Origin of the sequence: Roseivivax sp. GX 12232 (genome assembly GCF_021272185.1) — a bacterium.
In the GTDB taxonomy this organism is placed as follows: domain Bacteria; phylum Pseudomonadota; class Alphaproteobacteria; order Rhodobacterales; family Rhodobacteraceae; genus Roseivivax.
This window is the reverse complement of record NZ_JAJSEC010000001.1, coordinates 367924-392956: the sequence shown is the minus strand read 5'-3', so window position 1 is coordinate 392956 and position 25033 is coordinate 367924. Positions and strand designations below refer to the sequence as shown.

Genomic DNA, 25033 nt, shown 5'->3' with positions numbered 1-25033 from the left:
ACCTTCCCCAACCGCGCCCCCTTGCGCCCGAATAGCACCGAAGGTGCCGGGCGCGCGCCGGACCGGCCCGATGGGCCGGCGCTCTTGTGGGCGACGCGCTTAGTTCATCGCTAGCCCTGACCTTGTGGGGATAAAGCGCTTGGCTCGGAGGTCAGCAGCGCCGGCCCCCGGTCCGGCGCGCGCCCGTCACCTCCTGGCCGGGTTGCGTGGTTCGGGCGGGTGGGGTTTCAGAGGGCAGGGTAGGTGAGGGGGCGGAGCCTCCGGCGTTGCCGGGGACAGCCGGGCTCTAGCGGATCGCTCCAAAGCCAGCGCCAAGGCCCCCACTGCCCACCAGCATCATTCCTCAGCCCCCTTGCGCCCGAACAGCACCGCAGGTGCCGGGCGCGCGCCGGACCGGCCCGATGGGCCGGCGCTCCTTGGGGTGGCATGCCTAGCTCGCATTTTGTCCTGACCTTGTTGGGATAAAGCGCTTTGCTCAGCGGTCAGCAGCGCCGACCCCCGGTCCGCCGCGCGCCCGTCACCTTCTGGCGGGGGTGCGTGGTTTGGGCGGGTGGGGTTTCAGAAGGCATGGTAGGTGAGGGGGGCGCGAGGTCCGGGCGTGCGGGGCGACTAGGGGGAGGCGTGGTGATCGGAGGCGGAGCCTCGGCGTCGCCGGGGGCAGGCGGGGACAGCCAGGGCCAAGCGGATCGCTCTAAAGTCAGCGCCAGGGCCATTCGTCGCCAAATCGACACAAGCCCCACACCCTCTCACCCCGCCGCGGCGGGCGTCAGAAGCCTGCTCCCGTCCACCATGTGATCCGCGGAGATCCTGTAGGCCGCCGCGCCGAGCGCGCGGGCGACGGAGCCGAAATGGCCCGCCTCGACCTCGGGGCGGATCACCCCCTGCAGGTCCAGGAGGTCCAACTGCCGCCCGACCTCGCGCACCAGCCGCGCGCGCATCCCCGGCGGCATGGCGCCGTCGATCACCACCGCCTCGACGTCGATCACCGCCAGGGTCGAGACAATGGCATGGGCGAGGCTGCGCGCGGCGCGCAGGATCCAGGGGCCGACCACGGGCTCGAAGGCCTCCCAGGCCTCGGGGTCGCGATAAAGCGCGGCGGGATCCTCGCCGGCCTCGGCCAGGAGCCGCTCCAGCACCACCAGCGAGGCATGGTCGACCAGCCGCTGGCCGCCGGGCTCGTCGGGCACCCGCATCGGGCCGAAGCCGCCGGAATTGCCGCGGGCCCCGGCGAAGACGCTGCCGTTCAGCACCAGCCCGCCGCCGATGAAGGCGCCGACGAAGAAATAGACGAAATCGCTGTGGCTGCGGCGCGGGCCGAAGACCAGCTCGGCCCGGCAGGCGGCGGTGCCGTCGTTCTCGGTGCTGATCGGGCCGGGCAGGAGCGGGCCGAGATCGCGCGCCGCGTCGAAGTCGCGCCAGGCGGCCATCTCCTCGGAGGGGGCGCCGAAATCCTCGGTCCAGTGCCAGAGCTCCGAGGGCATGGCGACGCTCGAGCCCGACAGATCCTCGGGCTTCAGCCGGGCCGAGCGCAGGAGCGGGCGCAATGCGCCGCGCAGGAACGCCGCCGCCGAGGTTGGCGTGGGATAGGCGTGCCGCGCGGTGCGCCGGGCCACGACCTGGCCCAGGAAGTCCGCGGCCACCAGGTCATAGCTGTGCCGGCCGATCTTCAGCCCGAGGTAATGGCGCACGGCGGGGTTGAGCCGCATCGGCACCGAGGGCTGGCCCACGCGGCCGCGAATCGGGTCACCCCGCAGCAGGTATCCATCGGCCTCGAGCGCCTTGAAGATCACCGAGACCGCGTTGGGCGAGAGCCCGGTCGCGCGGGTCGCCTCGGCCTTGGTCAGCGCCCCGCACTGGCGCACGAGATGCAGGACCAGCCGCTCGTTGGCGCCGCGCACGGTGGTCTGGTTCGACCCCCGGAAGGGCGTCGCGCGCAGCATGTCTTCCTTGTCGCGAGGTGCCATGATCGAGCCGGTTCAATGTCTTGGCCGGTGGGCGCGGGCCTCTTGCGGGCCGGGCGCCGGGCGGGCCTTGGCCTGCACTCTAGGCAGGCGGGGGCCGCCAGACAAGCGCGGTGAGGCTCCGAACACATTAATACTTCATTCGGAAGTTTTTATTGACAGCTACCGTAACGTCGCCCTACTCGTTGAACTACGCGATGCTGTGCAAAGGAGAGGCGCGGCGCGTGAGATCACAGCCCTGACCTGGGGCGCAGCATTGAGGGTGGCCCCGGATAAATACTTCCTAATGAGGTATTAAGGCGCGCCATCGAACAAGGGAGAGAGACCATGAAACTCGTCAAAGCCGGTATCCTCGGGGCACTCGCCTCGACCGCCATGGCCGGCAGCGCCGCCGCCGAGGGCGGCGTCTGCCTGATCACCAAGGACGCCACCAACCCCTTCTTCGTGAAGATGGCCGAGGGCGCCTTCGCCAAGGCCGCCGAGCTCGGCACCGAGCTGCGCTCCTTCGCGGGCAAGTTCGACGGTGACCACGAGACCCAGGTCGACGCGATCGAGACCTGCATGGCCGCCGAGGCCGACGGCATCCTGCTGGTCGCCTCGGACACCAAGGCGATCACCGGCGCGGTGCAGCAGGCGCGCGACGCCGGCATGCTGGTCATCGCGCTCGACACGCCGCTCGACCCGATCGACGCCGCCGACATGACCTTCGCCACCGACAACTTCGAAGCCGGCCGGCTGATCGGCGAATGGGCCGCCAAGACCATGGGCGACACCTCGGAGGCCAAGATCGGCCTTCTGAACATCAACGTCAGCCAGCCCACCGTCGGCGTCCTGCGCAACCAGGGCTTCCTGACCGGCTTCGGCGTCGAGATCGGCGACGAAAGCAAGTGGGGCGACGAGGAAGACCCGCGCATCGCCGGGCATGAGCTGTCCAGCGGCAACGCCGAGGGTGGCCGCGAGGGCATGGAGAACCTCCTGGCGATCGAGCCCGACATCAACGTGGTCTACACGATCAACGAGCCCGCCGCCGCCGGCGCCTACGAGGCGCTGCGCTCCTTCGGCAAGCAGGACGACGTGATCATCGTGTCGGTCGACGGCGGCTGCCCGGGCGTCGAGGACGTCCAGGCCGGCGTGATCGGCGCCACCGCCCAGCAGTATCCGCTGGAGATGGCCGCCAAGGGCGTCGAGGCCGTGGTGCAATTCGCCGAGACCGGCGAGAAGCCCTCGGCGACCGAAGGCAAGGCCTTCTTCGACACCGGCGTGGGCCTCGTGACCGCCAACCCCGTCGACGGGCTCGACCAGCTCTCGGTCGAAGAGGGCATGAACCTCTGCTGGGGCTGATCCCGGCCTGACCAAGGGCCCCGGAGGGATGGGCGCGCGGCCGAGAGGCCGCCGCACCGCCCCCCGGGGCCCGCCACCCCACACCGACATTTCTTGGCCCAAGCGCCATTCCAGGAAGGCCCCGCCATGCAGGACGCAACCCCTGACAGCGACGGCTCCGGCTCGGAGACCGTTGCCGCCTTCGCCGGGCCCCAGGGCCTGCGCGCGAAGCTCGCCGGCATCCTCTATGCCTCGCCCGCCATCGTGCCGCTGATCGTGCTGATCGTCGCCGTGGCGATCTTCGGTCTCCTGCTCGGGGACCGCTTCTTCACACCCTTCGCGCTGACGCTGATCCTGCAGCAGGTGGCGATCATCGGCATCGTCGCCTCGGCGCAATCGCTGGTGATCCTGACCGCGGGCATCGACCTGTCGGTCGGGGCGATCATGATCCTGTCCTCGGTGATCATGGGCAAGTTCACCTTCGACCTCGGGCTGCCGCCGGCGCTGGGGGTCCTCTGCGGACTTCTCTGCGGGCTGATCTGCGGCTCGATCAGCGGCTACCTCGTGGCCTACTGGAAGCTGCCGCCCTTCATCGTGACGCTCGGCATGTGGCAGATCGTGCTGGCGGCGAACTTCCTCTATTCCGGCTCCGAGGTGATCCGCAGCCAGGACATCGCCGAACAGGCGCCGCTCCTGCAGTTCTTCGGCCGCACCATCGAGGTCGGCGGCGCGGTCTTCACCTACGGGGTGATCCTGCTCCTGGTGCTGGTGGCGGTGCTGACCTACGTCCTCAGCCAGACCGCCTGGGGCCGCCATGTCTACGCCGTGGGCGACGACCCGGGGGCGGCGGAGCTCTCCGGCGTCAACGTGCGCGGCACGCTGATCTCGGTCTATGCGCTGGCGGGGCTGATCTGCGCCTTCGCCGGCTGGGCCCTGATCGGGCGCATCGGCTCGGTCTCGCCACAGGCGGGACAATTGGCCAATATCGAAAGCATCACCGCGGTGGTGATCGGAGGCATCTCGCTCTTCGGCGGCCGCGGATCGGTGGCGGGCACGCTCTTCGGGGCGCTGATCGTCGGGGTCTTCACGCTGGGCCTGCGCCTTCTCGGGGCGGATGTGCAGTGGACCTATCTCCTGATCGGCGTCCTGATCATCGCCGCCGTCACCGTGGACCAGCGTATCCGGAGGGCCAGCCTGTGAGCACGCAACCGATCCTTTCCGCCCGCGGGCTGACCAAGCGCTACGGCCGGGTGACCGCGCTCGACAACTGCGACTTCGACCTCTACCCCGGCGAGATCCAGGCCGTGATCGGCGACAACGGGGCCGGCAAGTCGACCATGATCAAGGCGCTCTCGGGCGCGATCCAGCCCGACGAGGGCGAGATCCGCCTCGACGGCCAGCCGGTCACCTTCGGCTCGCCGATCGAGGCCCGGGAGACCGGCATCGAGACGGTCTACCAGACCCTGGCCATGTCGCCGGCGCTGTCGATCGCGGACAACATGTTCATGGGCCGCGAGATCCGCAAATCCGGGCCCATGGGCCGCTGGCTGCGCCAGCTCGACAAGGCCGAGATGCGCCGCATCGCCCGCGAGAAGCTCTCCGAGCTGGGGCTGATGACGATCCAGAACATCGACCAGACGGTCGAGACGCTCTCGGGCGGCCAGCGCCAGGGCGTGGCGGTGGCCCGGGCGGCGGCCTTCGGCTCCAAGGTGGTGATCCTCGACGAGCCGACGGCGGCGCTGGGGGTCAAGGAAAGCCGCAAGGTGCTGGAGCTGATCGGCCGGGTCCGCGACCGCGGCGTGCCGATCATCCTGATCAGCCACAACATGCCGCATGTCTTCGAGGTGGCCGACCGCATCCACGTGCACCGGCTGGGCCGGCGGCTCTGCGTGCTGCGCCCCGGAGAGGTCACCATGTCCGACGCGGTGGCGCTGATGACCGGGGCCAAGACCCCCGACAGCCTCACCCCGGCGGCCTGACCATGGCGGCGCTGGACCAGGACACCCGCGCGGTTCTCGAACTGATCGGGGGCCGCGCCCGCGCGGGCGCGCGCTCGATCATCGCCATCGCGGGGCCGCCGGGCTCGGGCAAGTCGACCCTGGCCGCCGAGGTGGTCGACCGCCTGAACCAGGAGACCCCGGGCCGCGCGGCGCTGCTGCCGATGGACGGCTTCCACCTCGAGAACCCCGAGCTGGTGGCGCGCGGGCTCCTGGCCCAGAAGGGCGCGCCCGAGACCTTCGACGCCGAGAGCTTCCTGGCGCTGATCCGCGAGATCCGCGCCGGCGGGCGCGACATCGCCTATCCGCTCTTCGACCGGGCCCGCGACTGCACGCTGCCCGACGCGGGCTTCCTGCGCGCCGAGGTGCCGCTGGTGGTGGTCGAGGGCAACTACCTGCTCCTGGGCGAGGGCGCCTGGGGCAAGCTTGCCGCGGAGTTCGACGCCAGCGTGATGATCGCCCCGCCGATCGAGGTGCTCGAGGACCGGCTGATCCGGCGCTGGCTCGACCACGGGCTGCCGCGCGAGGCCGCCGAGGCCCGCGCTCGCGGCAACGACCTGCCCAACGCCCGCCTCGTGGTGGAGCGTTCGCGCCCCGCCGATCTCCGGCTTGGCCAGGACGCCAAGCTCGCTCCCTAACCCTCAAGGACCCTGACAGAATGAAGATCTTCGTCGATTCCGCCGATGTCGCCAAAATCCGCCGCCTCTCCGAGGCCGGGCTGATCGACGGCGTGACCACCAACCCCAGCCTGATCGCGAAAAGCGGCGCGGAGTTCCTGCCGACCATCCGCGAGCTCGCCGCCATGGTCGAGGGCCCGGTCTCGGCCGAGGTCGCGGCGACCGATTACGACACCATGATGCGCGAGGCCGCGGTGCTGGCCAAGATCGCCGAGAACGTCTGCATCAAGCTGCCGCTGACCATGGACGGGCTGCGCGCCTGCGCCAGCATCCGCGCCGAGGGCCGCGAGACCAATGTGACGCTCTGCTTCTCGGTCACCCAGGCGCTGCTCGCGGCCAAGGCGGGCGCGACCTATGTCTCGCCCTTCGTGGGCCGGCTCGATGACCTCAACCTCGAGGGCGAACAGCTCCTGCACGACATCCGCCAGGTTTATGACGCCTATCCGGCGCTGCAGACGCAGATCCTCGCGGCCTCGCTGCGCAGCGCCAACCACGTCTCGGGGGCGGCGCTCGCCGGGGCGGATGCGGCGACCATCCCGCCGGATGTGATCGAGCGGCTGGCGAACCACGCGCTGACCGACAAGGGGCTGGCGGCCTTCGTCGCCGACTGGAAGGCGACGGGGCAGAGCATCCTCTAAGCCCCGCGCCCGGAAGCACAAAGAGAACCGGCGCGCGCCGTCCTGGCGCGCGCCGGTTCCTTGTTCGGAAGGTCGAACGCTCAGCGCGGCGCGAGGTAGGTCGCGACCATGGCGTTCAGCGCTTCGAGCACCGCCTCGGGCGCATCCCCCGCCGCATCGAGCGCCGCGGCATGGTCCGCCAGCCGCTCCTGCGCCGCCCGGGCGGCGTCCTGCGAGACCGGCATTCGCTCGAAGACATTGACGAATTCCATCGCCTCCCAGCCCAGCAGGAAATAGCCCGCGGCCTTCTGCGGCTCCGCCGCGGCCGCGGCATTGGCGGCCTGCGCGGCCTTTTCGAAGGCGTGGCTGCCGCCGCCGTTGTTCTTGATGATCTCTGCGATGTCGCGAAATGCCATTTTGGTCTCCCATGTCGCGCAAAACGTGGTGTGGCCCCGGGCGGTGCATCGGCGCCGCGCCGGAGGTGAAGGCCCTTGGGCTCAGGCGTATGCCGGCTCCATCTGCCAGTAAAGCGCCACGCCGGGGTCGAAGACCTCGACCGGCCCCTCGGGCGTCTGGATGCTGGACGGCGGGCGCATCGGGCTGCGGGTCTTTTGCAGCCGCAGCCGGTCGGGGTTGGGCGCCAGCCCGTAGAAAGCCGGGCCGTTCCGCGAGGCGAAGGCTTCCAGACGGTCAAGCGCGCCTTCCTCCTCGAAGACATGGGCGAGGCAGGGCAGGGCGACGGGCGCGGTGAAACAGCCCGCGCAGCCGCAGGGCGCCTCTTTCGCGCCCCTGAGATGCGGCGCGGAATCGGTGCCGAGGAAGAACCGCGCGTGCCCCGAGGTCGCCGCGCGTCGCAGCGCCTGGCGGTGACGTTCCCGCTTCAGGACCGGCAGGCAGTAGTAATGCGGCCGGATGCCGCCCGCGAGCAGCGCGTTGCGGTTCAGCATGAGGTGCTGAACGGTGATCGTCGCGCCGATGCCCGGCGCGCTTTCGCGCACGTAGTCGACGCCCTCGGCGGTGGTGACATGCTCCATCACCACCTTCAGCTCGGGCAACCTCTGGCGCAGCGGCGCCAGCACCCGCTCGATGAAGACCGCCTCGCGGTCGAAGATGTCGACCTCGGGCGCGGTGACCTCGCCATGGGTGCAGAGCGGCACGCCCAGATCGGCCATGCGTTCGAGGACCGGCATGATCGCGTCGAGGTCGCGCACGCCCCGGGCGGAATTGGTCGTGGCGCCGGCGGGATAGAGCTTCGCCGCGGTCACGATCCCGGTCTCGACCCCGGCGGCGAGATCGGCGGGATCGGTGCGTTCGGTGAGATACAGCGTCATCAGCGGCGTGAAGTCGCTGCCGCGCGGCAGGGCGCGGCGGATGCGGTGCTGATAGGCCGCGGCCTCGGCCGAGGTGGTCACCGGCGGGTCGAGGTTCGGCATGATGATCGCGCGCCGCGCCCAGGTGCTGTGCGGCGCCACCGCCGCCAGCATCGCGCCGTCGCGCAGGTGCAGGTGCCAGTCGTCGGGGCGCAGGATCTCCAGCTCGGCGGTCATGCGCCCTCCGTGGTGACATGCGCCAGCAGGATCTCGGCCCCGGCCAGGAGGTCGGCGACCTCCATGCTTTCGTCGGGATTGTGCGAGCCGCCCCGGCTGCGCACGAAGACCATGCCCGTGGGCACGCCCGCATTGGCGAAGATCGCCGCGTCATGCCCGCCGCCCGAGGCCATGGCGTAGGGCGCCTGCCCGGCGCGCTCCATGGCCGCCAGCAGCGCCTCGTGCAGCGCCGCGTCGACCTTGGCCGGGGCGTTGCGGATCGGGCGCGGCAGCTCGAAGGTGACGCCGGTTTCCTCGGTCAGCCGGGCGATCTCGTCCTGCAGCGCGGCCTCGACGCGGGCCAGCGTCTCGGGGTGCTGGCTGCGGATCTCGAAGCTGAAGGTCAGGCTGTCGGGGATCCGCGCCATGGCGTGATGCTGCGGATCGGTGCTCATCATGCCGCTGGTGATCACCAGGTCACCACCCTCGGAGACCTCGCGCGCCCAGAGATCGTCGAGCCGCGCCAGAAGCTTTGCACTCGCCATCACCGGGTCGCGGCGATAGCTGCGCGGCACCGCGCCGGAATGGCCCGGCTCGCCCAAGGCGCGGACTTCCTTCAGGCGCAGGTTGCCGCGAATGCCGGTGACCACGGCGGCGGGCCGGTCCTCGCCGACCAGAAGCGGGCCCTGTTCGATGTGCAGCTCGAGGTATTCCGCGATCTCGTCGAGCGGCAGCAGCCCGCGCCCCTCGGCGATCGGCGCCACGTCGACGCCAAGCGCCGCCATATGCGCCGAGAGCGGCTGGCCGTCGCCCTTGTGCGGGGCCTCCAGCTCCTCGGGTGTCAGCGTGCCGGTCAGCGCCTTGGAGGCCATGTAGCAAGGCCCGAACCAGGCGCTTTCCTCGCCGCGCATGGCGATGACGCGCAGCGGACGGGCAAAGCCCCGGCCTGCGCGCTTCTGGTGGATCAGGCAGACGAGCCCGGCGATCACGCCGGCGAGCCCGTCGTAATTGCCGCCCACGGGCACGCTGTCGACATGGCTGCCGATCAGCCGGTAGGGGGTGCGGCCCGCGTCCTCGGGCAGGCAGAAGACCCGGTTGTCGAGCGCATCGGCGGTGACCACCAGGCCCTCGGCCTCGGCGCGGGCGGTCAGGTAGTCGAGGATCTCGGTCTCCTTGGCCGACCAGGCCGGGCGGCTGACGCCCCGGGTGTCGGGGCTCCGTGCCGCGATCTCGGCGAAGAGCTCCTCGGCGAGGGCGGCGTCCTCGGGCCCGAGCGCGGGCGCGCGGGTTGCGGCGGCGGGATGGGTCACGTCTCTCATGGCGCGGTCTCCATGAAGCGCACCGCCTCGGCGGTGGCGTCGTCGCGGATCGAGCCCACCAGCTCGGCGACGCTGGCGATCCCCTCGGTCCGCATGAAGGCGGCGAGGTCGTCGAGAAGCCGGGGCATGGCGGTGGGGTTGATGAAGCTCGCGGTGCCGACCTGCACCGCCGAGGCCCCGGCGATCAGGTATTCGACCACGTCCTCGGCGGTGGAGATGCCGCCGCAGCCGATCACCGGGATCTCGACCGAGCGCGCGCATTGATAGGTCATGCGCAGCGCGATCGGCTTGAAGGACGGCCCCGAGAGCCCGCCCATCAGGTTGCCGAGCTTGGGCTTGCGGCTGCGCGGGTCGATGGACATCGACAGCATGGTGTTGGCCACGACCAGCCCGTCGGCCCCCGCCGCCTCGGCGGCCTGGGCGACCTCGACGGTCTCGCCGGTGTTGGGCGTGAGCTTGGCCCAGAGCGGCAGGTCGGTGGCGCCGCGCAGCGCCTCGAGCACGCGGCGCGTGGTCTCGGGGCGCATGGCGAAGGCCTTGCCGTCCTCTTCGATGTTCGGACAGGAGATATTGGCCTCGATCGCGGCGACGCCGGGCTGGCTCACCTTCTCGCAGAGCGCGGCGAACCCCTCGACCGAGGGGGCCGAGATGCTGACCACCAGGGGCGCACGGTGGCCCGCATAGGCAGGCAGCTCGGAGGCCAGGAAGGCCCCCAGCCCCTTCGAGGGGATGCCGATGGAGTTCAGCATGCCGCCCTCGACCTCGCAGACGCGCGGGGTGGGATTGCCGCCACGGATCTCCGCGGTGATGGTCTTGGTGACCAGCGCCCCCAGCGCGTCGAGGTCGAAGACCTCGGCCATCTCGCGCGAGAAGGTGCCGGAGGCGGGCATGATCGGGTTCTTCAGGGTCAGCGCGCCGACCCGGGCGGTCAGGTCTACCATTCGAGAGCCTCCTGGATGTCGAAGACCGGGCCTTCGCGGCAGACGCGCAGCTGTTCGACGCCGCCCGGTTTGCGGAAGGGGCGCACGCAGCACTGGCACATGCCGATGCCGCAGGCCATTTGCTGCTCGAGCGCGATTTCGCCGGGGATGCCGGCCTTGGCGCCGATCTCCTGGCAGAGCTTCAGGAGCCGGTTGGAGCCGCAGGTATAGAGCATGTCGACCCGGCCCTCGGCGATCTCGGCCTCGATCAGCCCGCGCAGATGCTCGGGCGCCGAGGTGCCGGCGCTGTCGGTGACCTGGATCACCCGCGCGCCGAGCGCCTCGAAATGCTCGATCGACATGAGGTGTTCGGGGCTCCGGGCCGAGCAGATCGCCGTCAACTCGCGGCCAAGGCGCCGGGCCTCCTGCGCGAGCGGCGCCAGCGTCGCGAGGCCGACGCCACGCGCCACCGCCAGGAGGCCGCGGGCCTCCTCGGGGATGGTGAAACCCCGGCCGAGCGGGCCGGTGACGTTCAGGCCTGCCCCGGGCGCCAGCCGCGCCAGGGCGCGGGTGCCCTCGCCGGTGACCTTGTAGAGAAAGCTCAACCGCCCCCGCGCCTTGTCGTAGCCGTAGATCGACATGGGCCGGCGCAGGAAGGGCTGGCTCTCGCCGTCGACGGGGCAGAGGATGTGGAAGAACTGGCCCGGCGCGCAGTCCAGCGCCTCGGCGGGCGCGGAGAGTTCGAGCAGGCGGTAGTCCTCGGCCACGGTCTCATGGGTAAGGACCGTCGCGAGGATCTCCTTGATGGGGCGGGTCGGCGCGGGATCGAGCCGCGCGGGGGACAACAGGGCCACAGCGGATTTCCTTGGGTTAGCGGAAGAACAGGTCCGGCACGAAGAGCGAAATCTCCGGCACGTAGGTGACGATCAGCAGGACCAGGATGTTCAGGGCGACGAAGGGCCAGACCCCGGCGATGATCGACAGGACCGGCCTGTCGAGCGTCGAGGAGGCCACGAAGATGTCGAGCCCGAAGGGCGGGGTGATCATCCCGATGCAGATGTTCAGCGTGACGATCATGCCGAAGTGCACCGGGTCGACGCCGAAGGCCTGGGCCACCGGGAAGAGCGGCGGCACCAGGATCAGGAGCGCCGAATTGGGGTCGATGAACATGCCCGCGATCAGGAAGCAGAGGTTGACCACCAGAAGGAAGGTGATCGGCCCCGCGTTGGCGGTCTCGAGGAAGGCGGTGATCGCCTGGGGCACCTGCGCGAGCGTCACGAAGAAGGACAGAAGCCCGCCCACGGCCAGAAGCACGAAGATCACCGCCGTCGCGACGGCGCTGTCCTCGGTCACCTCCACGAGCTTGGCGAAGTTGAGGTCGCGGAAGATCACCATCTCGACGAAGATCGCGTAGACCACGCTGACCGCGGCGGCCTCGGTCGGGGTGAAGAGCCCGCTGTAGATGCCGCCGAGGATGATCACCGGCATGCCGAGTGCCCATTTCGCGTCCCAGAGCGCGCGCAGACGGTCGCTCCAGGCGGTGCGGGGGCCGCCCTCGAGCCCGCGCCGGCGCGCCTCGATGGTGACCATGAGCGAGAAGGCGAGCCCCAGGACCAGGCCCACGGCCAGGCCGCCGGCGAAAAGCTGGGCGATCGAGGTGCCGGTGATCCAGCCGTAGATGATCAGCGTGATCGAGGGCGGGATCAGAAGCGCGGTCTCGGCGCTGGCGACCAGGAGGCCCAGCCCGAAGCGTTCGGAAAAGCCGGTCTCGCGCATCTGCGGATAGACGATCCGGCCCATGGCCGCGACTGTGGCGGGCGCCGAGCCCGAGACCGATCCGAAGGCCATGGAGGCGCCGATGGTGGTCTGGCCCATGCCGCCCCGGGTGTGGCCCAAGAAGACCCGCATCAGGTCGGTGAGCTGGGTCGCGATGCGCCCCGCGCCCATCAGATGCGCCGCCAGGATGAAGAAGGGGATCGCCAGGAGCGTGCTGTGGTTGATCCCGCCGATCACCTTCTGGACCAGCGCGGCATCGGGCAGATTGGGGTAGAAGGCCTCTTTCACGCCGAGCGCGGGCAGCGCTAGCACCAGGAACATCTCGAAGCCGCCGAGCAGCAGCACGAGGGCGAAGATCACGATGAGCCAGATCATCAGGAGGCCCCTTTTTCGGCATCAGAGGCGCCGGGCGCCTGCGAGAAACGGTCGATCACCGAGAAGAAGCTCAGCGCGTAGCGCAGCGACAGCAGGCAGAAGCCCGCCACCGGCGCGGCGTAGATCCAGCCCATCGGCACATCGAGGGTCGGGCTGCGCTGGCCGGTCTGCAGCACGAAGCGGGTCAGCCCCAGCGCCAGCCAGGCGAGGTAAAGCGTGGTCAGGCAGCCCAGGGCGTCGATGATCTTTTCGGCCAGGCGCTGGGCGCGGGGCGGCAGGCGGCGGCGCAGCGTGTCGATGCCGACGTGGCGGCCGCGCTCGAGCGCCAGCCCCAGCGCGCCGAAGACCAGGAAGATGTTGAGCAGCCGCACCGCTTCCTCGATCCAGGTCAGCCGGCTGGCGACCTCGCCGCCGATCTCGCGGCCAAGGACGTTGAGCGCGAAAAGCGCGACCATGCTCAGGAAGACGGTGACGACGAAAAAACGTTCGGCGCGTCTGAGAAGTCCCAGGGGCCCCATGCTGTGCCTCGCGGTTTGCGGTGGAAGTGACGATGGGTCCGGCCCCGCGCATGGGGGCCGGACCTCTGGCCAAGGTGGCCGGGATTACTCGGAGGTGATTTCCGAATACTCGCTTTCGTAAAGCTCGATCAGCGTGGCGCCCTCGTCGCCGGCGCGCTCCTTGTAGGCGGCCACGGCGGCGTCATAGGTCGCGTCGCGCATCGCGTCGCGCTCCTCGGCGGAGGCCTCGCGGATCTCGATCTCGCTTTCGCTGTCGATCACCTCGAGGGCGGCGGCGACGGCCTCTTCCTTGTGGGCGCGCAGCTCAGGGATGACTTCCTCGAAGCTCTCCGAGATCACCGTGCGGTAGTCCTCGGGCAGGGCGTTCCACCACATCGGGTTGAACAGCACCACGTCCTCCATGGCGCCATGCTCGGTCAGCACGAGGTAGTCCTGCACCTCGTAGAACTTCATGCGCTGGATGGTGTCGAGCGGGTTCTCCTGGCCGTCGACCACGCCGGTCTGCAGCGAGGTGTAAAGCTCGCCGAAGGGCAGGGCGACGGCGGAGGCGCCGAGCGCCTCGAACTGCTCGATCAGGATGCGGCTGTCCATGGTGCGGAACTTGTGCTCCGACAGGGCCGTCAGATCCTCGAGCGGCTTGTTCGAGGTCAGGCTCTTGCGGCCGTTGGGCCAAAGCTCAACGCCCACGACGCCGCGGTCCGAGAAGCTTTCGAGCAGCGCGTCCCCGAAGGCGCCGCCGCGCAGGGCCTGGGCCTCGGTCTCGTCGGCGGGCAGCAGGAACGGGATGTCGAGGATCGAGATCGCGGCGTTGAAGCCGCCCAGGAAGGCCGCCGGGGAAACCGTGGCCTCCAGCGTGCCGAGCTGCACGCCCTCGGTCATCTCGCGCTGCGAGCCAAGCTGGCCCGAGGGGAAGATCTGGAACTCGACCGCGCCGTCGGTGCGCTCCGAGACCATCTCGGCGACCTTCTCCAGGTGCACGTGCCGCGACTGCTGCGGCGATTCCAGGTGACCGATGCGGGCGGTGTAGTCCTGCGCGGAGACCGCCGAGGCCAGGCCCGCGGTCAGGACCGCGGCGCCCAGGCCCAGTCGGCCGGCGAGCGAAAGCGGATGTTGCGTCATTGCAGATACCTCCAGGTTGGCGTGTTTCCTGCGATGCTTCTGCGCGGCGTGTTCAAAGTCAAGAATTTTCTCAAATTTGCGACAAGTGACGCAATCATTGCTATTTTGAGACGTGGTTTGCATAGTGAGCGGGCAGAAAACGAGGGAGCAGGCGCGTGAATCAGCGGGCGGTGACTCAAAGCGACGCAATCGACGCACTCGGAGAACGCCTGCGCGCGGCGCGCATGGGCGCGGGGCTGACGCCGGATCAGCTGGCCGATCTGACCGGGGTCTCGCGGGCGGCCATCTACCGCTACGAGGCGGGCCACCCGGTCCGGGTCGACACCCTGGGGCGGATCGCCGATCACCTCGGCGTCTCGATCGCGACGCTGCTCGGCGTGGCGGTGGAATATGTCTCCACCGCGCTCGCCTTCTTCGAGCGGATGCGCCAGATCGAAGAGAAGGCCGAGCGCATCAGCGTCATGTTCGGGCCGGTCTCCTACCTGCTGACCACCGACCGCTACGACGCGCTTCTGCCCGAGGTGCTGCGCGAAAGCGTGCCCGAGGACGTGCCCGACCGCGCCGAGGCGCTGGCCCAGATCGACCAGGTGCTCGAGGTGCTGAAACGGCGCAAGGCGGCCTACCGGGCGCGCCCGCCGCATGTGGTCAGCCTGGTCTCGGCGGTCGAGATCGAGGCCTTCTGCGACAGCGGCTTCGTCGGCACCCAGGCGCTTGCCGGCCGGGCCGACCGCCGCGCCGCCGCCCGCGCCGAGGTCGAGAACATCATCGAGATGCTGAACAGCGAGCCGATCGGCGTGCAGATCGGCGTGCTGGTCGATTCGATGCCCGGCGCGAGCTTCCAGATCTTCCGCGGCGCGGCGCGCCCGGAGCTGGCGATGAGCCCCTTCCGGCTGGGCGCCCTGGCCAACGTGCGGCTCGGGGTGGCGACGATCACCTCGGCGCCCGAGGCGGTGGCCCAGCACGAGGCGATCACCGAACAGCTCTGGCGGCGCAGTCTCAAGGGCCGGGACGCCGCCGCCTGGCTCGAGAAGATGCTCTGAGGCCCGGACCCGGCTCACTTGATCTTGACGTCGTTGTGCACCTGGAAGCGCTCGGGGTGGAAGGTCGCCACCGAGACCTCCATGAGCCGCTCGTCGCTGAGATAGAGCTGCGCCTCGATCCGCAGCGCGGGCGCGCCGGGCTCGAGGCCGATCACCTTGGCGTCCTCGGCGGGGCAGGCCACCGCGCGCACCGATTGCGCGACACGGCCGATCCGCACGTCGAAGGTCTCCTCGATGGTCTGGAAGACCGAGCGGCGCCCCTCGTGCAGCACCGGCTCGATGGCGGCGAAGCGCGCCGGCACATAGACCCGGTTCACGCTGAAGGCGCGGCTCTCGCCCTGCATCCGGCGGCTGCCCGAGACCTCGAGCCAATGGCCCGTCTCGCTGCTGAGCCCGGCGAGCTGGGGGATCTCCTCGGTGGGCACCTGGCGGGTGCTGGTGATGCTGAACTCGGTGTCGCGCCCCAGGCTAAGAAGTTCCGCGACCCCGCTGGTCGCCATGCTGAAGCGGCGCTGCGGCCGGTCCGAGATGATCTCGGTCCCGGCCCGCTTGCGGCGCTTCAAGACGCCGGCCTCCTCGAGCTCGGCAAAGGCCATGCGCAGGGTCGAGCGGCTGATCCCGAGCGTCGCGGCATATTCCGCCTCGGGGGGCAGCCGTTCGCCGACCCGCAGCTCTCCGGCGCGGATCTGGCCCAGGATATCCTCGCAGACCTGGCTGTAGAGGTTCTTCATCGCAGCGCTCCCGGCAGCCAGAGGGCAAGGTCGGGCACCAGCGCCAGGATCACCGCGAACAGAAGCAGCAGCCCGAAGAAGGGCAGCGCCGCGCGGGCGATGGTGCCGATGCTCTCTCCGGTCTGAGACTGGATCACGAAGAGGTTGAAGCCAATCGGCGGGGTGATCTGGCTGATCTCCACCGCGACGACGACGAAGATGCCGAACCACAGCGGATCGTAACCTGCCGCGGTCACCAGCGGCAGGGTGATCGGCAGGGTCATCACGATGATCGATGTGCCGTCGAGGAACATGCCCAGGAGCGCGTAGAAGGCCAGGAGCACCATGATCAGCGCGAAGGGCGAAAGCCCCAGCGCGGCGATCTGCCCGGCCACCGCCTTGGGGATGCCCAGAAAGCCGAAGGCCGCGTTCAGAAGCGCCGCACCCACGATGATCAGCCCGATCATCGCCGAGGTGCGCACCGCCCGCCGCCCCGCGCGGGCCATGGCGCCCAGCGAGAAGCGGCCCATGACCACCGAGATCAGCACCGCGCCCAGGACGCCCACGGCGGCCAGCTCGGTGACGCTGGCGATGCCGGTGTAGAGCGCGCCCATGATGCCGATGATCAGCGCCGCCACCGGCCCGATGTCGCGTAGGCCCTGCAGGCGCTCGGCCCAGCTCGGCGGCGCGGGTTTCGGCTGCGAGCGCGTCACCACCTGGTGGGCGGCGATATAGGCCATGTAGAGCCCCGCCAGCGCCAGCCCCGGCAGGATGCCCGCGATGAAAAGCTCGAGGATCGACTGCTCGGCGATCACCCCGTAGATGATCATGATGATCGAGGGCGGGATCAGGAAGCCCAGCGTGCCCGCCCCGGCGAGCGAGCCCATGGCGAGCCGCCGGTCGTAGCCGCGCGCGGCCAGTTCCGGCAGACTGACCTTGCCGACGATCGCCGTGGTCGCCGCCGAGGAGCCCGAGACTGCGGCGAAAAGCGTCGAGCCCACGACGTTCACGTGCAGAAGCCCGCCCGGCAGCCGCCCGACCCAGGGCGCCAGGCCAGAGAAAAGTGAGCGTCCGAGGCCCGCGGCCACCAGCACCTCGCTCATCAGGATGAAAAGCGGCAGAGACAGAAGCGGCGAGGGGATCATCGCGCCCCAGATCACCCCGCTCGCGTAGATGTCCATGGGGATATTGGGCTTGAAGATCGCCAGGAGCAAGTAGCCCGTGGCGAAAAGCGACAGCCCGATCCAGACCGATCCGGCCAGGAGCGCCACGAAAAGAAGGCTGGCGACAAGGGCGATTTCAGTCATGTCCGGGCTCCGCGTCGGCGTCGCGCCATTCGTGCGGCAGGCCCTGCGCCCGGCGCACGAGCCGCGCGAAGAGGTCGAGCCAAAGCTGCGTCATCCCCCAAAGCACCACCGCCTGCGGGATCCAGAGCGGCGTCTGCGTCACCGTGGTGGCGAGGATGTCACGCGAAAAAGAGGTTGTAGTCTTGGTCCAGAGCGCCACCACGATCAGCGCCACGATGGCCAGGCCGGCGGCATTGGCGGCCAGGTCCAGCCAGCGCCGCGCTGGGGCGGGCAGGCGGTCGCCGACCAGCGTGATCCGCACGTGCACCGCGTGGCGCAGCGCGGGGCCCGCGGCCAGCGCGAAGATCGCCGCCATGGCGTATTGGCTGAATTCCCAGGTGTAGGAGAGGCTCTGGGCCCGGGCGCGGGCCAGGACCTCGATCAGCATCAGCGCGCAATAGCCGAAGACCAGCGCCACGGCGGCGGTCTCGGCCAGTCGCGACAGGCGGTCTATGAGGGAGAGCAGGCGCTGCATGGGGAAAGGGCCGCCGGTGGGTGCATCCGGCGGCCCATCCGCTCACTTGCCGACTTCGGCCGCGTAGGCCTCGACGACAGGCTTCGCCTGAGGAACCGAACTGAAGAAGTCGGTCCACATCTCCTTGCCAGCCTCGGCCATCTTGGCGGTGAGGCTGTCATCGGCTGCCGAGACGGTCATGCCGTTCTCGACCAGCACCTCTGTCTTGGCCGCGTCCTCGGCGGCCGAGCGTTCCCAGAAGCCGGCCTCCATGTCCTCGGCCAGCGTCTCGATGGCGGTGCGCTCCGCGTCGGTCAGCGCGTTCCAGGCATCGAGGTTCACCGTCACCGCGTCGGGCGACATGGACCAGTTCAACGGATTGAAATGGCTGGTGAATTGGTAAAGCTTTGAGTTTGCCCCGGTAGAGGTCGAGGTCGCCGCCCCGTCCACCGTGCCCGCGGCCACCGCCGCCGAGAGCTCGCCGAAGGGCAGCTCGACCGGGGCCGCGCCCAGGCGTTCGAGGAACTCGAAGGAGGTGGCGTTGAAGGCGCGGATGCGCTGGCCCGCGATGTCCTCGGCCGAGACCACCGCCTCCTTGGTGTAGATCCCGGGCGAGGGCCAGGGCACGTAGTAGAGCACCTTCTGGTTATGCGCGGCGAAGATCTCGTCGTAGGTCGGGCCGGCGACCTCGAGCCAGGTCGCCATCTCCTCCTGGCCCTGGATCAGGTAGGGCAGGGTGTCGACGCCCAGGAAGGGCGCCTCGCCCGCCTGCAGGAAGAGCAGCATGTCGGCCATCTGCACGATGCCGGTCTCCACGGAAGACAGCTTTTCCGTCGCCCCGATGCCCAGCTCGCCCGAGGGATGCACGGTGATGTCGACCGACCCCTCGGTCGCCTCGCGCACCGCGTCGGCGAAATCCATCGCGCTTTCGACGTGGAAGTTGTTGGCGCCCCAGGCGGTGCTGAGGTCCCATTGCGTCTGGGCCCAGGCGCCCGGGGCGCCGGCAACAAGCGCCGCCCCGGCCCAGAGGGCCGTTCTGGTGAAGGTCATGGTCTCTGTCTCCCTTTGTCGGTGCCCTGGTAGATGGTCTCGGCCGTCTCCTCCGAGATCAGCCCATGCGCCAGGTCGCGGGCCACGGCGGATTTCTCGCGTTTCGCGGGATCGCCGAAGCCGCCGCCGCCGGGCGTCCTCAGGACCAGCCGCGCCCCTGCGGGGATGCGGTAGATGCCCTTGTCGGTGATCGTCGTGCCATCGGTGATCCGCGCCGCGCCCCGGGCGCCGGGCGCCCCGCCGGCGCGGCCCGCGGGCCCCGAGGAGAGCCGCTCGAAGGCGGCCGCGGAGAGCGAGAGCGGCTCGTCGATGCGCGAGCCGATGACGATTTCCTGGCCCAGCCCGCCGCGGTATTGGCCCGCCCCGCCGGTGTCGGGGGCGAACTCCTTGGAGTGGTAGAGAAGCGGCGCGGCCACCTCGGCGGCCTCGACCGGCACGGCGCCGACGCCCGAGGGGAAGGCCGTGGTCGACAGCCCGTCGGTGCCCGGCCGCGCGCCCATGCCGCCAAGCGCGACATTTAGCGAGGTGAACTCGGTCTCGCCCGCGCCCGAGAGCGACATGGTCCAAAGCGCGCCCGAGCTTTCCGCCAGCACCTCGCCCGGCAGCGCCTGTTCGAGGCAGCCCAGCATCAGGTCGGGCAGCGCCTGGCCGATGACATGGCGCGCGGTGACCGGGCTCGGCCGTTCTGCGCTGACCACCAGTCCCGGGGGCGCGCTGACCCGGATCGCCGCGAGCGAGGCGGCGTTGTTGGGGATCTCCGGTGTCAGGAGCGCGCGGATGCCGAAGGCGGCATAGGCCGCGCTATAGGTCAGCGGACAGTTGATGCCGCGCCCCACGGCGGGCGAGGAGCCGGCGAGGTCCACCTCGATCCGCCCCTCGGCCACGGTCATCCGCGCCCTGAGCCGGATCGGCGCGTCGTAGCCGTCGAGTTCGATGGTGTTCTCGTAGGTGCCTTCCGGCGCGCGGAGCAGCGCCTGCCGCGTGCCCTCGGCGGAGCGCTCGAAGATGAAATCCGAGACCGAGGCGAGATCGGCGAGCGCATATTCCTCCATCAGCGCCAGGAGCCGCCGCACGCCGGTGTCGTTGCAGCTCAGAAGCGAGAGGATGTCGCCCCGGGCCTCGTGCGGCACCCGCGAGTTGGCGGTGACGATCGCCAGGAACTCCTCGTTCACCGCGCGTCCCCGGCGCAGGTGCATCGGCGGGAAGGTCACGCCTTCCTCGAAGACCGAGCCCGCCTCGGCCGACCAGCCGCGCCCGCCCACGTCGACGATATGGCTGGTGGAGGCGAGGTAGCCGACGATCCGCCCGTCGCGCCAGGCCGGCGTGACCACCACGAAGTCGAAGACATGTCCCGCACCCAGCCAGGGGTCGTTGGTCACCAGCGCGTCGCCGGGCTTCAGCCCCTCGGGCGGCACCTGGTCGAGCATGGCGCGGACCGAGGCGGCCATGGTGTTCACATGGCCCGGCGTGCCGGTCACCGCCTGGGCCAGCATCTGCCCCTCGGCGTTGAAGACCCCGGCGGAAAGGTCGCCGGCCTCGCGCACGATGGCGCCGAAGGCCGCGCGCATCAGCGCGTTGGCCTGTTCCTCGCAGACCGAGACCAACCGGTTCCAGAGCACGTTCTGCGCCACGATGTCGAAGGCGTCGGTCATGGCGCCCCCCGTTCCATGACGAGGTGCCCCTGATCGGCGCGGCGCACCGTCCAGCCGGGGCGGACCAGCGTGGTGGTCTGCGGCTCGACCACGACCACCGGGCCCTTCAGCGTGCAGCCGTTGAGCGCAGGCCGCGCCACGACGTCGTAGGAAATCGGCCCCTTGGCGGCCAAGTCGAAGACCTCGCGCGGGGCGTTGCGGCGGGGCTTGGGTTCGGGCCGTCCGAGCGGGGCGGGGGCCGCGCGGTCGGGTTCGCGCACGGCGACGCTGATCGAGACCAGCTCGACCGGGATCTCACGCAGGGTGAAGCCCGCGACCTCGGCGTAGCGCTGCAGGAAGCGCGCCTCGAGCCCGTCGAAATCCGGGCGCTCGGCGCCGTCGAGCGGCAGGTCGAGCGCCACCTCCAGCCCCTGGCCCTGGTAGCGCAGCTCTGCCGTGACCCGCGCCTCGAGCCCCTCGGGGCCCGCGACCTCGCCGACGATGCCGCGCACCTCGGTCAGGATCTCGGTCACCCGGTCCGCCAGCGCCGAAAGGTCGGCGTCCTCCAGCAGTGTCACCACCGACAGCGCGCGTTCGAAGGCCACGGGCGAGCGCAGGAAGCCCACCGCCGAGCCGACGCCCGCGTCCTGCGGCACGATGATCCGGCGGATGCCCAGCTTGTCGGCGATGCGCGCGCCGTGCAGCCCGCCGCCGCCGCCCGAGACCAGCAGATCGAAGCTCGCCACGTCGAGCCCCAGCTCGACCCCATGCACTCGGGCGGCATTGGCCATGGTCTCGTCGGCCAGCTCGATCACGCCGGCCGCGGCGGGTTCCGGCGCCGGCAGCTCCAGCGGCGCCTGGATGTCGCGGGTAAGCGCGGCCTTGGCGCGCTCGGGCCGAAGCGTGATGACCCCGCCGGCAAAGCCCTCGGGGTCGATGTTGCCGGTGACGATATGCGCGTCGGTGATCGTCGCTGCATCGCCGCCCCGGTCGTAGGCGGCCGGCCCGGGGGTGGAGCCCGCGCTCTGCGGGCCCGCCTTCAGCCGGCCCAGCGTGTCGATCCGGGCGATCGAGCCGCCGCCCGCGCCGATCTCGACCAGTTCCACCGTCGGCACCCGCACCGGCAGGCCGCTGCCCTTGGTGTCGCGCCAGGCGCGGGCGATCTCGAAGCGGCGGCTGGTCTTGGGGGTGCCACCCTCGATGAAGCAGATCTTCGCGGTGGTCCCGCCGATGTCGAGCGACAGCGTCTTTTGCGATCCGATCTGTCGGGCGACATGGGCGGCGAGGGCCACCCCGCCCGCGGGGCCGCCCTCGACCAGCCGGATCGGGAAGCGCATGGCCTGGTCGACCGAGGTCAGCGAGCCGTCGGAGAGCATCATCAGGAAGGAGCCGTTGAAGCCCTGCACCGAAAGCGCGTCGAGCATCCGGCCCAGGTAACGCGCCATGAGCGGGCGCACGTAGGCATTGGCGCAGACGGTGGAGAAACGTTCGTATTCGCGGATCTCGCCGGCGACCTCGGCGCTGAGGCAGAGCGTGACCTCCGGCCCGAGCCGGGCGCGCAGGTGTTCGGCCACCTGCCGTTCATGGTCGGGGCGCTTGTAGGCATGCAGGAAGCCGATGGCCACGGCCTCGACGCCCTCGGCCTGAAGCTGGTCGCAGAGCGCGTCGAGCTCGGCGGGGTCGGGGGCGGCCAGGACCGCGCCCTCGGCGGTGACGCGTTCGGTCACGCCGAAGCGCAGCGGCCGCGGCACCAGCGGTTCGGGCATGCGGATGTCGAGGGCGTATTGGTCGAAGCGCTTCTCGTGGCGCATCTCCAGCACGTCGCGGAAGCCCTTGGTGGTCACCAGCGCGGTGCGCGCGCCGCGCCGCTCGATCAGTGCATTGGTCGCCAGCGTCGTGCCATGCACGATGCCGGTGACATCGGCGGGGGTCAGCGACAGTTCTTCGAGCAGCCGCGCCATGCCCTCGAGCGCGGCGACCTCCGGGGCCTCCGAACTGGTCAGCACCTTGGCCGAGGCCATCCGCTCGGCGGTTTCGGCGACGAGGTCGGTAAAGGTGCCGCCGATATCTATTGAGATGCGAACCATAATTTTAAAGTACGGACTAATTATGGGCTGTCAACGACAGATCGCGCCCCGGCGCGCGGGCCGGGGCGAAGCCTCTGAGGTTCGGGGGAATCTTGGGCGCTGCGGCGTGCTTGGCGCAATGAATTCTTGCGCGCAAAGGGCGAGCCCGGGGCAGGGCGGGCGGCCGCATCGGGCCGCCCTCACGGGCATCACTTCCGGCGGTAGAGCCAGAGCGTCAGCGGCGCCAGCGCGGCGGTCAGCACCGCGGGTGCGAGCAGCGCCAGCGCGATCTCGGCGAGGCTCGCCGTGCCCGCCATCAGCCCGCGCATGGCGGTGGTCATCAGCGAGATCGGGTTCACGTCGACGAAGGCGCGCAGCCAGTCCGGCATGGTCTCGGGCTCGACCATGATGTTGGAGGCGAAGACCACCGGGAAGAGCACCGTGAAGCCCAGGGTCATCACGGTCGTCGGCGTGCGGATCACCAGCCCCAGTACGATGAAGACCCAGCCGATCCCGAAGCCCACCGCGAGAAGCAGCAGGAACGCCCCGAGCACCCCCGGCAGACCCGCCTCGGGGCGATAGCCCAGGATCAGCCCGATCCCGAGGATGATCGCGCCGGCGATCAGGTGGCGCATCATGTCCCCCACGATCAGCCCGGCGAAGGGCGAGAGCGGCCAGATCGGCAGGCTGCGGAAGCGGTCGAAGAGCCCCTTGCCGAGGTCGGTCGAGAGTCCCATGCCCGAATAGACCGCGTTGAAGGCCACGGTCTGCACGAGGATGCCGGGCAGGAAGAACTGCAGGTAATCGCCGGTCGAGCCCGCCAGCGCCCCGCCGAAGACGAAGGTGAAGAGCAGGGTGAACATGAGCGGCGTCATGATCAGGTCGAAGAGCTGCTCGGGCACGTGGCGGAACTTCAGCACCGCGCGCCAGCCGAAGGTCAGCGCGTTCGAGAGCGCCGAGGGCCGGGGCGGGCGCGGAGTGTTGCGCAGCGTGGCGGGGGTGATCTCGGTCATGTCCGGGCCTTTTGCGGGCTGTCGGGGGAGGGGGTGGTGTCGGCGTCAACGTTGGCGCTAGAGGTAAGGTTGGAGCTGGGGGCAGAGCCAGAGCTAGTCCCAGAGCCAGAGCGGGTGTCCGTGCGGAGGTCGCTGTCCGCGTCGGAGCGCGCGTCTCCCGCTGAACCTGCATCGCCGTCCGTGCCAGTGTGTGCCGCCGCGTCGCTCTCTGCGTCCTCCGGCTCCGCCGAAGGCGCACCGCCGGTCAGCGCGAAGAAGACCTCCTCGAGGCTCGGCGAGCCCATGGCGAAATCCTCGAGCGCGAGGCCCTCGGCGACCAGCGCCGCGATGGCGGCATTGGCGGCCTCGGGCGTCTTGGCCATGACCGAGAGCCGCGCGCCTTCCGGGGCGCGCTGCACCGGGCTGTCGAGCCGCGCCTCGAGAAGCTCCGCCGCCGCGTCGATGCGCTTCGGGTCGCTCAGCGTCACATGCAGGAAGCCCGAGCCCGTCGCGGCCTTCAGCTCGCGGCTGGTGCCCTCGGCGATCTTGGCGCCCCGGTCGATCACCGCGATGCGTTCGGCGAGTTGGTCGGCCTCTTCGAGGTATTGCGTCGTCAGGAGCACCGTCACCCCGGACTGCGCGAGCTGGCGGATCATTTTCCAGACCCGGAGCCGCGCCGTGGGGTCGAGGCCCGTGGTCGGCTCGTCGAGGAACAGCACCCCCGGCGTCACGATCAGCGAGGCGGCGATATCGAGCCGCCGCCGCATCCCGCCCGAGTAGTCCTTGACCTGCCGGTTGCGCGCCTCGGTCAGCTCGAAGGCGGCGAAGAGCTCGTCGGCCCGCTGCCGTGCCGCCTGCCGCCCGAAGCCCCAGAGCCGGGCCAGGAAGATCAGGTTCTCGCGCCCGGTCAGATCCTCGTCGAGCGAGGCGAACTGCCCGGTCATGGCGATCGAGCCGCGCACGCCGTCGGGGTCGGTGGCGAGGTCATGGCCCATGACCTGGGCCGTGCCTTCGTCGGGCCGGGCGAGGGTCGCGAGGAGCCGCATCAGCGTGGTCTTGCCCGCGCCGTTCGGCCCGAGGATGGCGTAGATCATCCCGCGCGGCACCTCGAGGTCGATGCCCGCCACGGCCTCGAGCGCGCCGTAGCGCTTGACCAGCCCGTGCGCGTCGATGGCGGGGGAGGCGGTGGCTTGCGGTGTCTCGGGGCTGGCGTCGCGCATGGGTCCTCCGGGGCGCAGGGGCGTGGCGCGAGGGATACCACGGCGGCGCGGAAACGCGAGTCATTCTGGGGGGTGGTTTGCGCCCGAATAGCATCGCAGATGCCGGGCGCGCGGGTTTGGAGGGGGCAGGGGATGCTTGGACAGGTCGGGTGTCTGCCCGGGTGTTCCGCCGGCTTCTAGGCGGTCGCTCTTGGCCTCCAGGCGATGCTCAGCTCCGGCATGGTCGATTCCCGACCTTCCAGAGCGTTGCCCCCTTGCGCCCGAATAGCATCGCAGATGCCGGGCGCGCGCCGGACCGGCCCGATGGGCCGGCGCTCCTTGGGATGACGCGTTTAGTTCGTCGCTAGCCCTGACCTTGCTGGGATAAAGCGCTTCGCTCAAATGTCAGCAGCGCCGCCC

Annotated in this window: 22 protein-coding genes and 1 pseudogene; 6 read left to right on the top strand and 17 right to left on the bottom strand. The window is 70.2% G+C overall.

Annotated features, from left to right (window positions below):
- Positions 1-746: 746 nt before the first annotated feature.
- Entirely contained in the window at positions 747-1964 is a 1218-nt protein-coding gene (locus LR948_RS01745; protein ID WP_232752207.1) for an ROK family transcriptional regulator, read from the bottom strand.
- Between the two features lie 324 nt (positions 1965-2288).
- Here LR948_RS01745 and LR948_RS01740 point away from each other — a divergent pair, with 324 nt between their 5' ends.
- The 5 genes from LR948_RS01740 to fsa all read left to right on the top strand — a co-directional run bounded on the left by LR948_RS01740 (position 2289) and on the right by fsa (position 6593).
- A complete protein-coding gene (locus LR948_RS01740) occupies positions 2289-3302 on the top strand; it encodes a substrate-binding domain-containing protein (RefSeq protein WP_232752205.1) in 1014 nt (337 codons plus the stop codon).
- Positions 3303-3428: 126 nt separating this feature from the next.
- Complete coding sequence (locus LR948_RS01735) at positions 3429-4481, top strand: ABC transporter permease (RefSeq protein ID WP_232752203.1); 1053 nt, start codon at positions 3429-3431, stop codon at positions 4479-4481.
- Positions 4478-5260, top strand: a complete 783-nt coding sequence (locus LR948_RS01730) for an ATP-binding cassette domain-containing protein (RefSeq protein ID WP_232752202.1) — start codon at positions 4478-4480, stop codon at positions 5258-5260. Before LR948_RS01735 ends, LR948_RS01730 begins: the two co-directional genes overlap by 4 nt.
- 2 nt (positions 5261-5262) lie before the next feature.
- Complete coding sequence (locus tag LR948_RS01725) at positions 5263-5916, top strand: AAA family ATPase (protein ID WP_232752200.1); 654 nt, start codon at positions 5263-5265, stop codon at positions 5914-5916.
- A gap of 20 nt (positions 5917-5936) precedes the next feature.
- A complete protein-coding gene (gene fsa, locus LR948_RS01720) occupies positions 5937-6593 on the top strand; it encodes a fructose-6-phosphate aldolase (RefSeq protein ID WP_232752198.1) in 657 nt (218 codons plus the stop codon).
- Between the two features lie 80 nt (positions 6594-6673).
- Here fsa and LR948_RS01715 read toward each other — a convergent pair whose 3' ends face one another.
- The 8 genes from LR948_RS01715 to LR948_RS01680 all read right to left on the bottom strand — a co-directional run bounded on the left by LR948_RS01715 (position 6674) and on the right by LR948_RS01680 (position 14125).
- Entirely contained in the window at positions 6674-6988 is a 315-nt protein-coding gene (locus tag LR948_RS01715; protein WP_232752197.1) for a hypothetical protein, read from the bottom strand.
- Between the two features lie 81 nt (positions 6989-7069).
- Positions 7070-8119 (bottom strand): dihydroorotase, encoded by a 1050-nt coding sequence (gene pyrC, locus LR948_RS01710; RefSeq protein ID WP_232752195.1) that lies wholly within the window; start codon positions 8117-8119, stop codon positions 7070-7072.
- Complete coding sequence (locus LR948_RS01705) at positions 8116-9417, bottom strand: Zn-dependent hydrolase (protein ID WP_232752193.1); 1302 nt, start codon at positions 9415-9417, stop codon at positions 8116-8118. The genes pyrC and LR948_RS01705 overlap by 4 nt, the downstream gene beginning before the upstream one ends.
- On the bottom strand, positions 9414-10358 hold the full coding sequence (locus LR948_RS01700; RefSeq protein ID WP_232752192.1) for a dihydroorotate dehydrogenase: 945 nt from the start codon (positions 10356-10358) through the stop codon (positions 9414-9416). Before LR948_RS01700 ends, LR948_RS01705 begins: the two co-directional genes overlap by 4 nt.
- Complete coding sequence (locus LR948_RS01695; protein WP_232752190.1) at positions 10352-11191, bottom strand: dihydroorotate dehydrogenase electron transfer subunit; 840 nt, start codon at positions 11189-11191, stop codon at positions 10352-10354. Before LR948_RS01695 ends, LR948_RS01700 begins: the two co-directional genes overlap by 7 nt.
- A 16-nt stretch (positions 11192-11207) precedes the next feature.
- The gene (locus tag LR948_RS01690; RefSeq protein ID WP_232752188.1) at positions 11208-12488 is read right to left on the bottom strand and encodes a TRAP transporter large permease; all 1281 of its coding nucleotides are present in this window, start codon (positions 12486-12488) and stop codon (positions 11208-11210) included.
- The gene (locus tag LR948_RS01685; RefSeq protein WP_232752186.1) at positions 12488-13006 is read right to left on the bottom strand and encodes a TRAP transporter small permease; all 519 of its coding nucleotides are present in this window, start codon (positions 13004-13006) and stop codon (positions 12488-12490) included. The genes LR948_RS01690 and LR948_RS01685 overlap by 1 nt, the downstream gene beginning before the upstream one ends.
- 84 nt (positions 13007-13090) lie before the next feature.
- A complete protein-coding gene (locus tag LR948_RS01680; RefSeq protein ID WP_232752184.1) occupies positions 13091-14125 on the bottom strand; it encodes a TRAP transporter substrate-binding protein in 1035 nt (344 codons plus the stop codon).
- 155 nt (positions 14126-14280) lie between these two features.
- Here LR948_RS01680 and LR948_RS01675 point away from each other — a divergent pair, with 155 nt between their 5' ends.
- Positions 14281-15165, top strand: a complete 885-nt coding sequence (locus tag LR948_RS01675) for a helix-turn-helix transcriptional regulator (RefSeq protein WP_232752182.1) — start codon at positions 14281-14283, stop codon at positions 15163-15165.
- Positions 15166-15179: 14 nt separating this feature from the next.
- Here the strand turns inward: LR948_RS01675 and LR948_RS01670 are convergent, their stop codons facing one another.
- From LR948_RS01670 to LR948_RS01635, 8 genes and pseudogenes are all read right to left on the bottom strand, one after another.
- Entirely contained in the window at positions 15180-15896 is a 717-nt protein-coding gene (locus tag LR948_RS01670) for a GntR family transcriptional regulator (protein ID WP_232752181.1), read from the bottom strand.
- Positions 15893-17182 carry a TRAP transporter large permease gene (locus LR948_RS01665; protein WP_232752179.1) on the bottom strand — a complete coding sequence of 430 codons (1290 nt, stop codon included), beginning with the start codon at positions 17180-17182 and terminating at the stop codon, positions 15893-15895. The genes LR948_RS01670 and LR948_RS01665 overlap by 4 nt, the downstream gene beginning before the upstream one ends.
- Positions 17175-17696 carry a TRAP transporter small permease subunit gene (locus LR948_RS01660; RefSeq protein WP_232752178.1) on the bottom strand — a complete coding sequence of 174 codons (522 nt, stop codon included), beginning with the start codon at positions 17694-17696 and terminating at the stop codon, positions 17175-17177. The genes LR948_RS01665 and LR948_RS01660 overlap by 8 nt, the downstream gene beginning before the upstream one ends.
- A 42-nt stretch (positions 17697-17738) precedes the next feature.
- Positions 17739-18725, bottom strand: coding sequence for a TRAP transporter substrate-binding protein (locus tag LR948_RS01655; protein WP_232752177.1), 987 nt, complete (start codon positions 18723-18725; stop codon positions 17739-17741).
- Positions 18722-20377, bottom strand: coding sequence for a hydantoinase B/oxoprolinase family protein (locus LR948_RS01650; protein WP_232752176.1), 1656 nt, complete (start codon positions 20375-20377; stop codon positions 18722-18724). Before LR948_RS01650 ends, LR948_RS01655 begins: the two co-directional genes overlap by 4 nt.
- Complete coding sequence (locus LR948_RS01645; protein ID WP_232752175.1) at positions 20374-22443, bottom strand: hydantoinase/oxoprolinase family protein; 2070 nt, start codon at positions 22441-22443, stop codon at positions 20374-20376. Before LR948_RS01645 ends, LR948_RS01650 begins: the two co-directional genes overlap by 4 nt.
- A 188-nt stretch (positions 22444-22631) precedes the next feature.
- Positions 22632-23435 (bottom strand): ABC transporter permease, encoded by an 804-nt coding sequence (locus LR948_RS01640; protein ID WP_232752174.1) that lies wholly within the window; start codon positions 23433-23435, stop codon positions 22632-22634.
- A 209-nt stretch (positions 23436-23644) separates the two neighbouring features.
- A pseudogene (locus LR948_RS01635) lies at positions 23645-24634 on the bottom strand (ATP-binding cassette domain-containing protein); the annotation flags it as partial.
- Between the last annotated feature and the right edge of the window lie 399 nt (positions 24635-25033).

Excerpts from the sequence above, each read along its gene's own strand:
- LR948_RS01745 (WP_232752207.1), bottom strand. The coding sequence starts at position 1,964 with ATGGCACCTCGCGACAAGGAAGACATGCTGCGCGCGACGCCCTTCCGG.
- LR948_RS01740 (WP_232752205.1), top strand. The coding sequence starts at position 2,289 with ATGAAACTCGTCAAAGCCGGTATCCTCGGGGCACTCGCCTCGACCGCC.
- LR948_RS01735 (WP_232752203.1), top strand. The coding sequence starts at position 3,429 with ATGCAGGACGCAACCCCTGACAGCGACGGCTCCGGCTCGGAGACCGTT.
- LR948_RS01725 (WP_232752200.1), top strand. The coding sequence starts at position 5,263 with ATGGCGGCGCTGGACCAGGACACCCGCGCGGTTCTCGAACTGATCGGG.
- fsa (WP_232752198.1), top strand. The coding sequence starts at position 5,937 with ATGAAGATCTTCGTCGATTCCGCCGATGTCGCCAAAATCCGCCGCCTC.
- LR948_RS01715 (WP_232752197.1), bottom strand. The coding sequence starts at position 6,988 with ATGGCATTTCGCGACATCGCAGAGATCATCAAGAACAACGGCGGCGGC.
- pyrC (WP_232752195.1), bottom strand. The coding sequence starts at position 8,119 with ATGACCGCCGAGCTGGAGATCCTGCGCCCCGACGACTGGCACCTGCAC.
- LR948_RS01705 (WP_232752193.1), bottom strand. The coding sequence starts at position 9,417 with ATGAGAGACGTGACCCATCCCGCCGCCGCAACCCGCGCGCCCGCGCTC.
- LR948_RS01700 (WP_232752192.1), bottom strand. The coding sequence starts at position 10,358 with ATGGTAGACCTGACCGCCCGGGTCGGCGCGCTGACCCTGAAGAACCCG.
- LR948_RS01690 (WP_232752188.1), bottom strand. The coding sequence starts at position 12,488 with ATGATCTGGCTCATCGTGATCTTCGCCCTCGTGCTGCTGCTCGGCGGC.
- LR948_RS01685 (WP_232752186.1), bottom strand. The coding sequence starts at position 13,006 with ATGGGGCCCCTGGGACTTCTCAGACGCGCCGAACGTTTTTTCGTCGTC.
- LR948_RS01680 (WP_232752184.1), bottom strand. The coding sequence starts at position 14,125 with ATGACGCAACATCCGCTTTCGCTCGCCGGCCGACTGGGCCTGGGCGCC.
- LR948_RS01670 (WP_232752181.1), bottom strand. The coding sequence starts at position 15,896 with ATGAAGAACCTCTACAGCCAGGTCTGCGAGGATATCCTGGGCCAGATC.
- LR948_RS01665 (WP_232752179.1), bottom strand. The coding sequence starts at position 17,182 with ATGACTGAAATCGCCCTTGTCGCCAGCCTTCTTTTCGTGGCGCTCCTG.
- LR948_RS01660 (WP_232752178.1), bottom strand. The coding sequence starts at position 17,696 with ATGCAGCGCCTGCTCTCCCTCATAGACCGCCTGTCGCGACTGGCCGAG.
- LR948_RS01655 (WP_232752177.1), bottom strand. The coding sequence starts at position 18,725 with ATGACCTTCACCAGAACGGCCCTCTGGGCCGGGGCGGCGCTTGTTGCC.
- LR948_RS01650 (WP_232752176.1), bottom strand. The coding sequence starts at position 20,377 with ATGACCGACGCCTTCGACATCGTGGCGCAGAACGTGCTCTGGAACCGG.
- LR948_RS01645 (WP_232752175.1), bottom strand. The coding sequence starts at position 22,443 with ATGGTTCGCATCTCAATAGATATCGGCGGCACCTTTACCGACCTCGTC.
- LR948_RS01640 (WP_232752174.1), bottom strand. The coding sequence starts at position 23,435 with ATGACCGAGATCACCCCCGCCACGCTGCGCAACACTCCGCGCCCGCCC.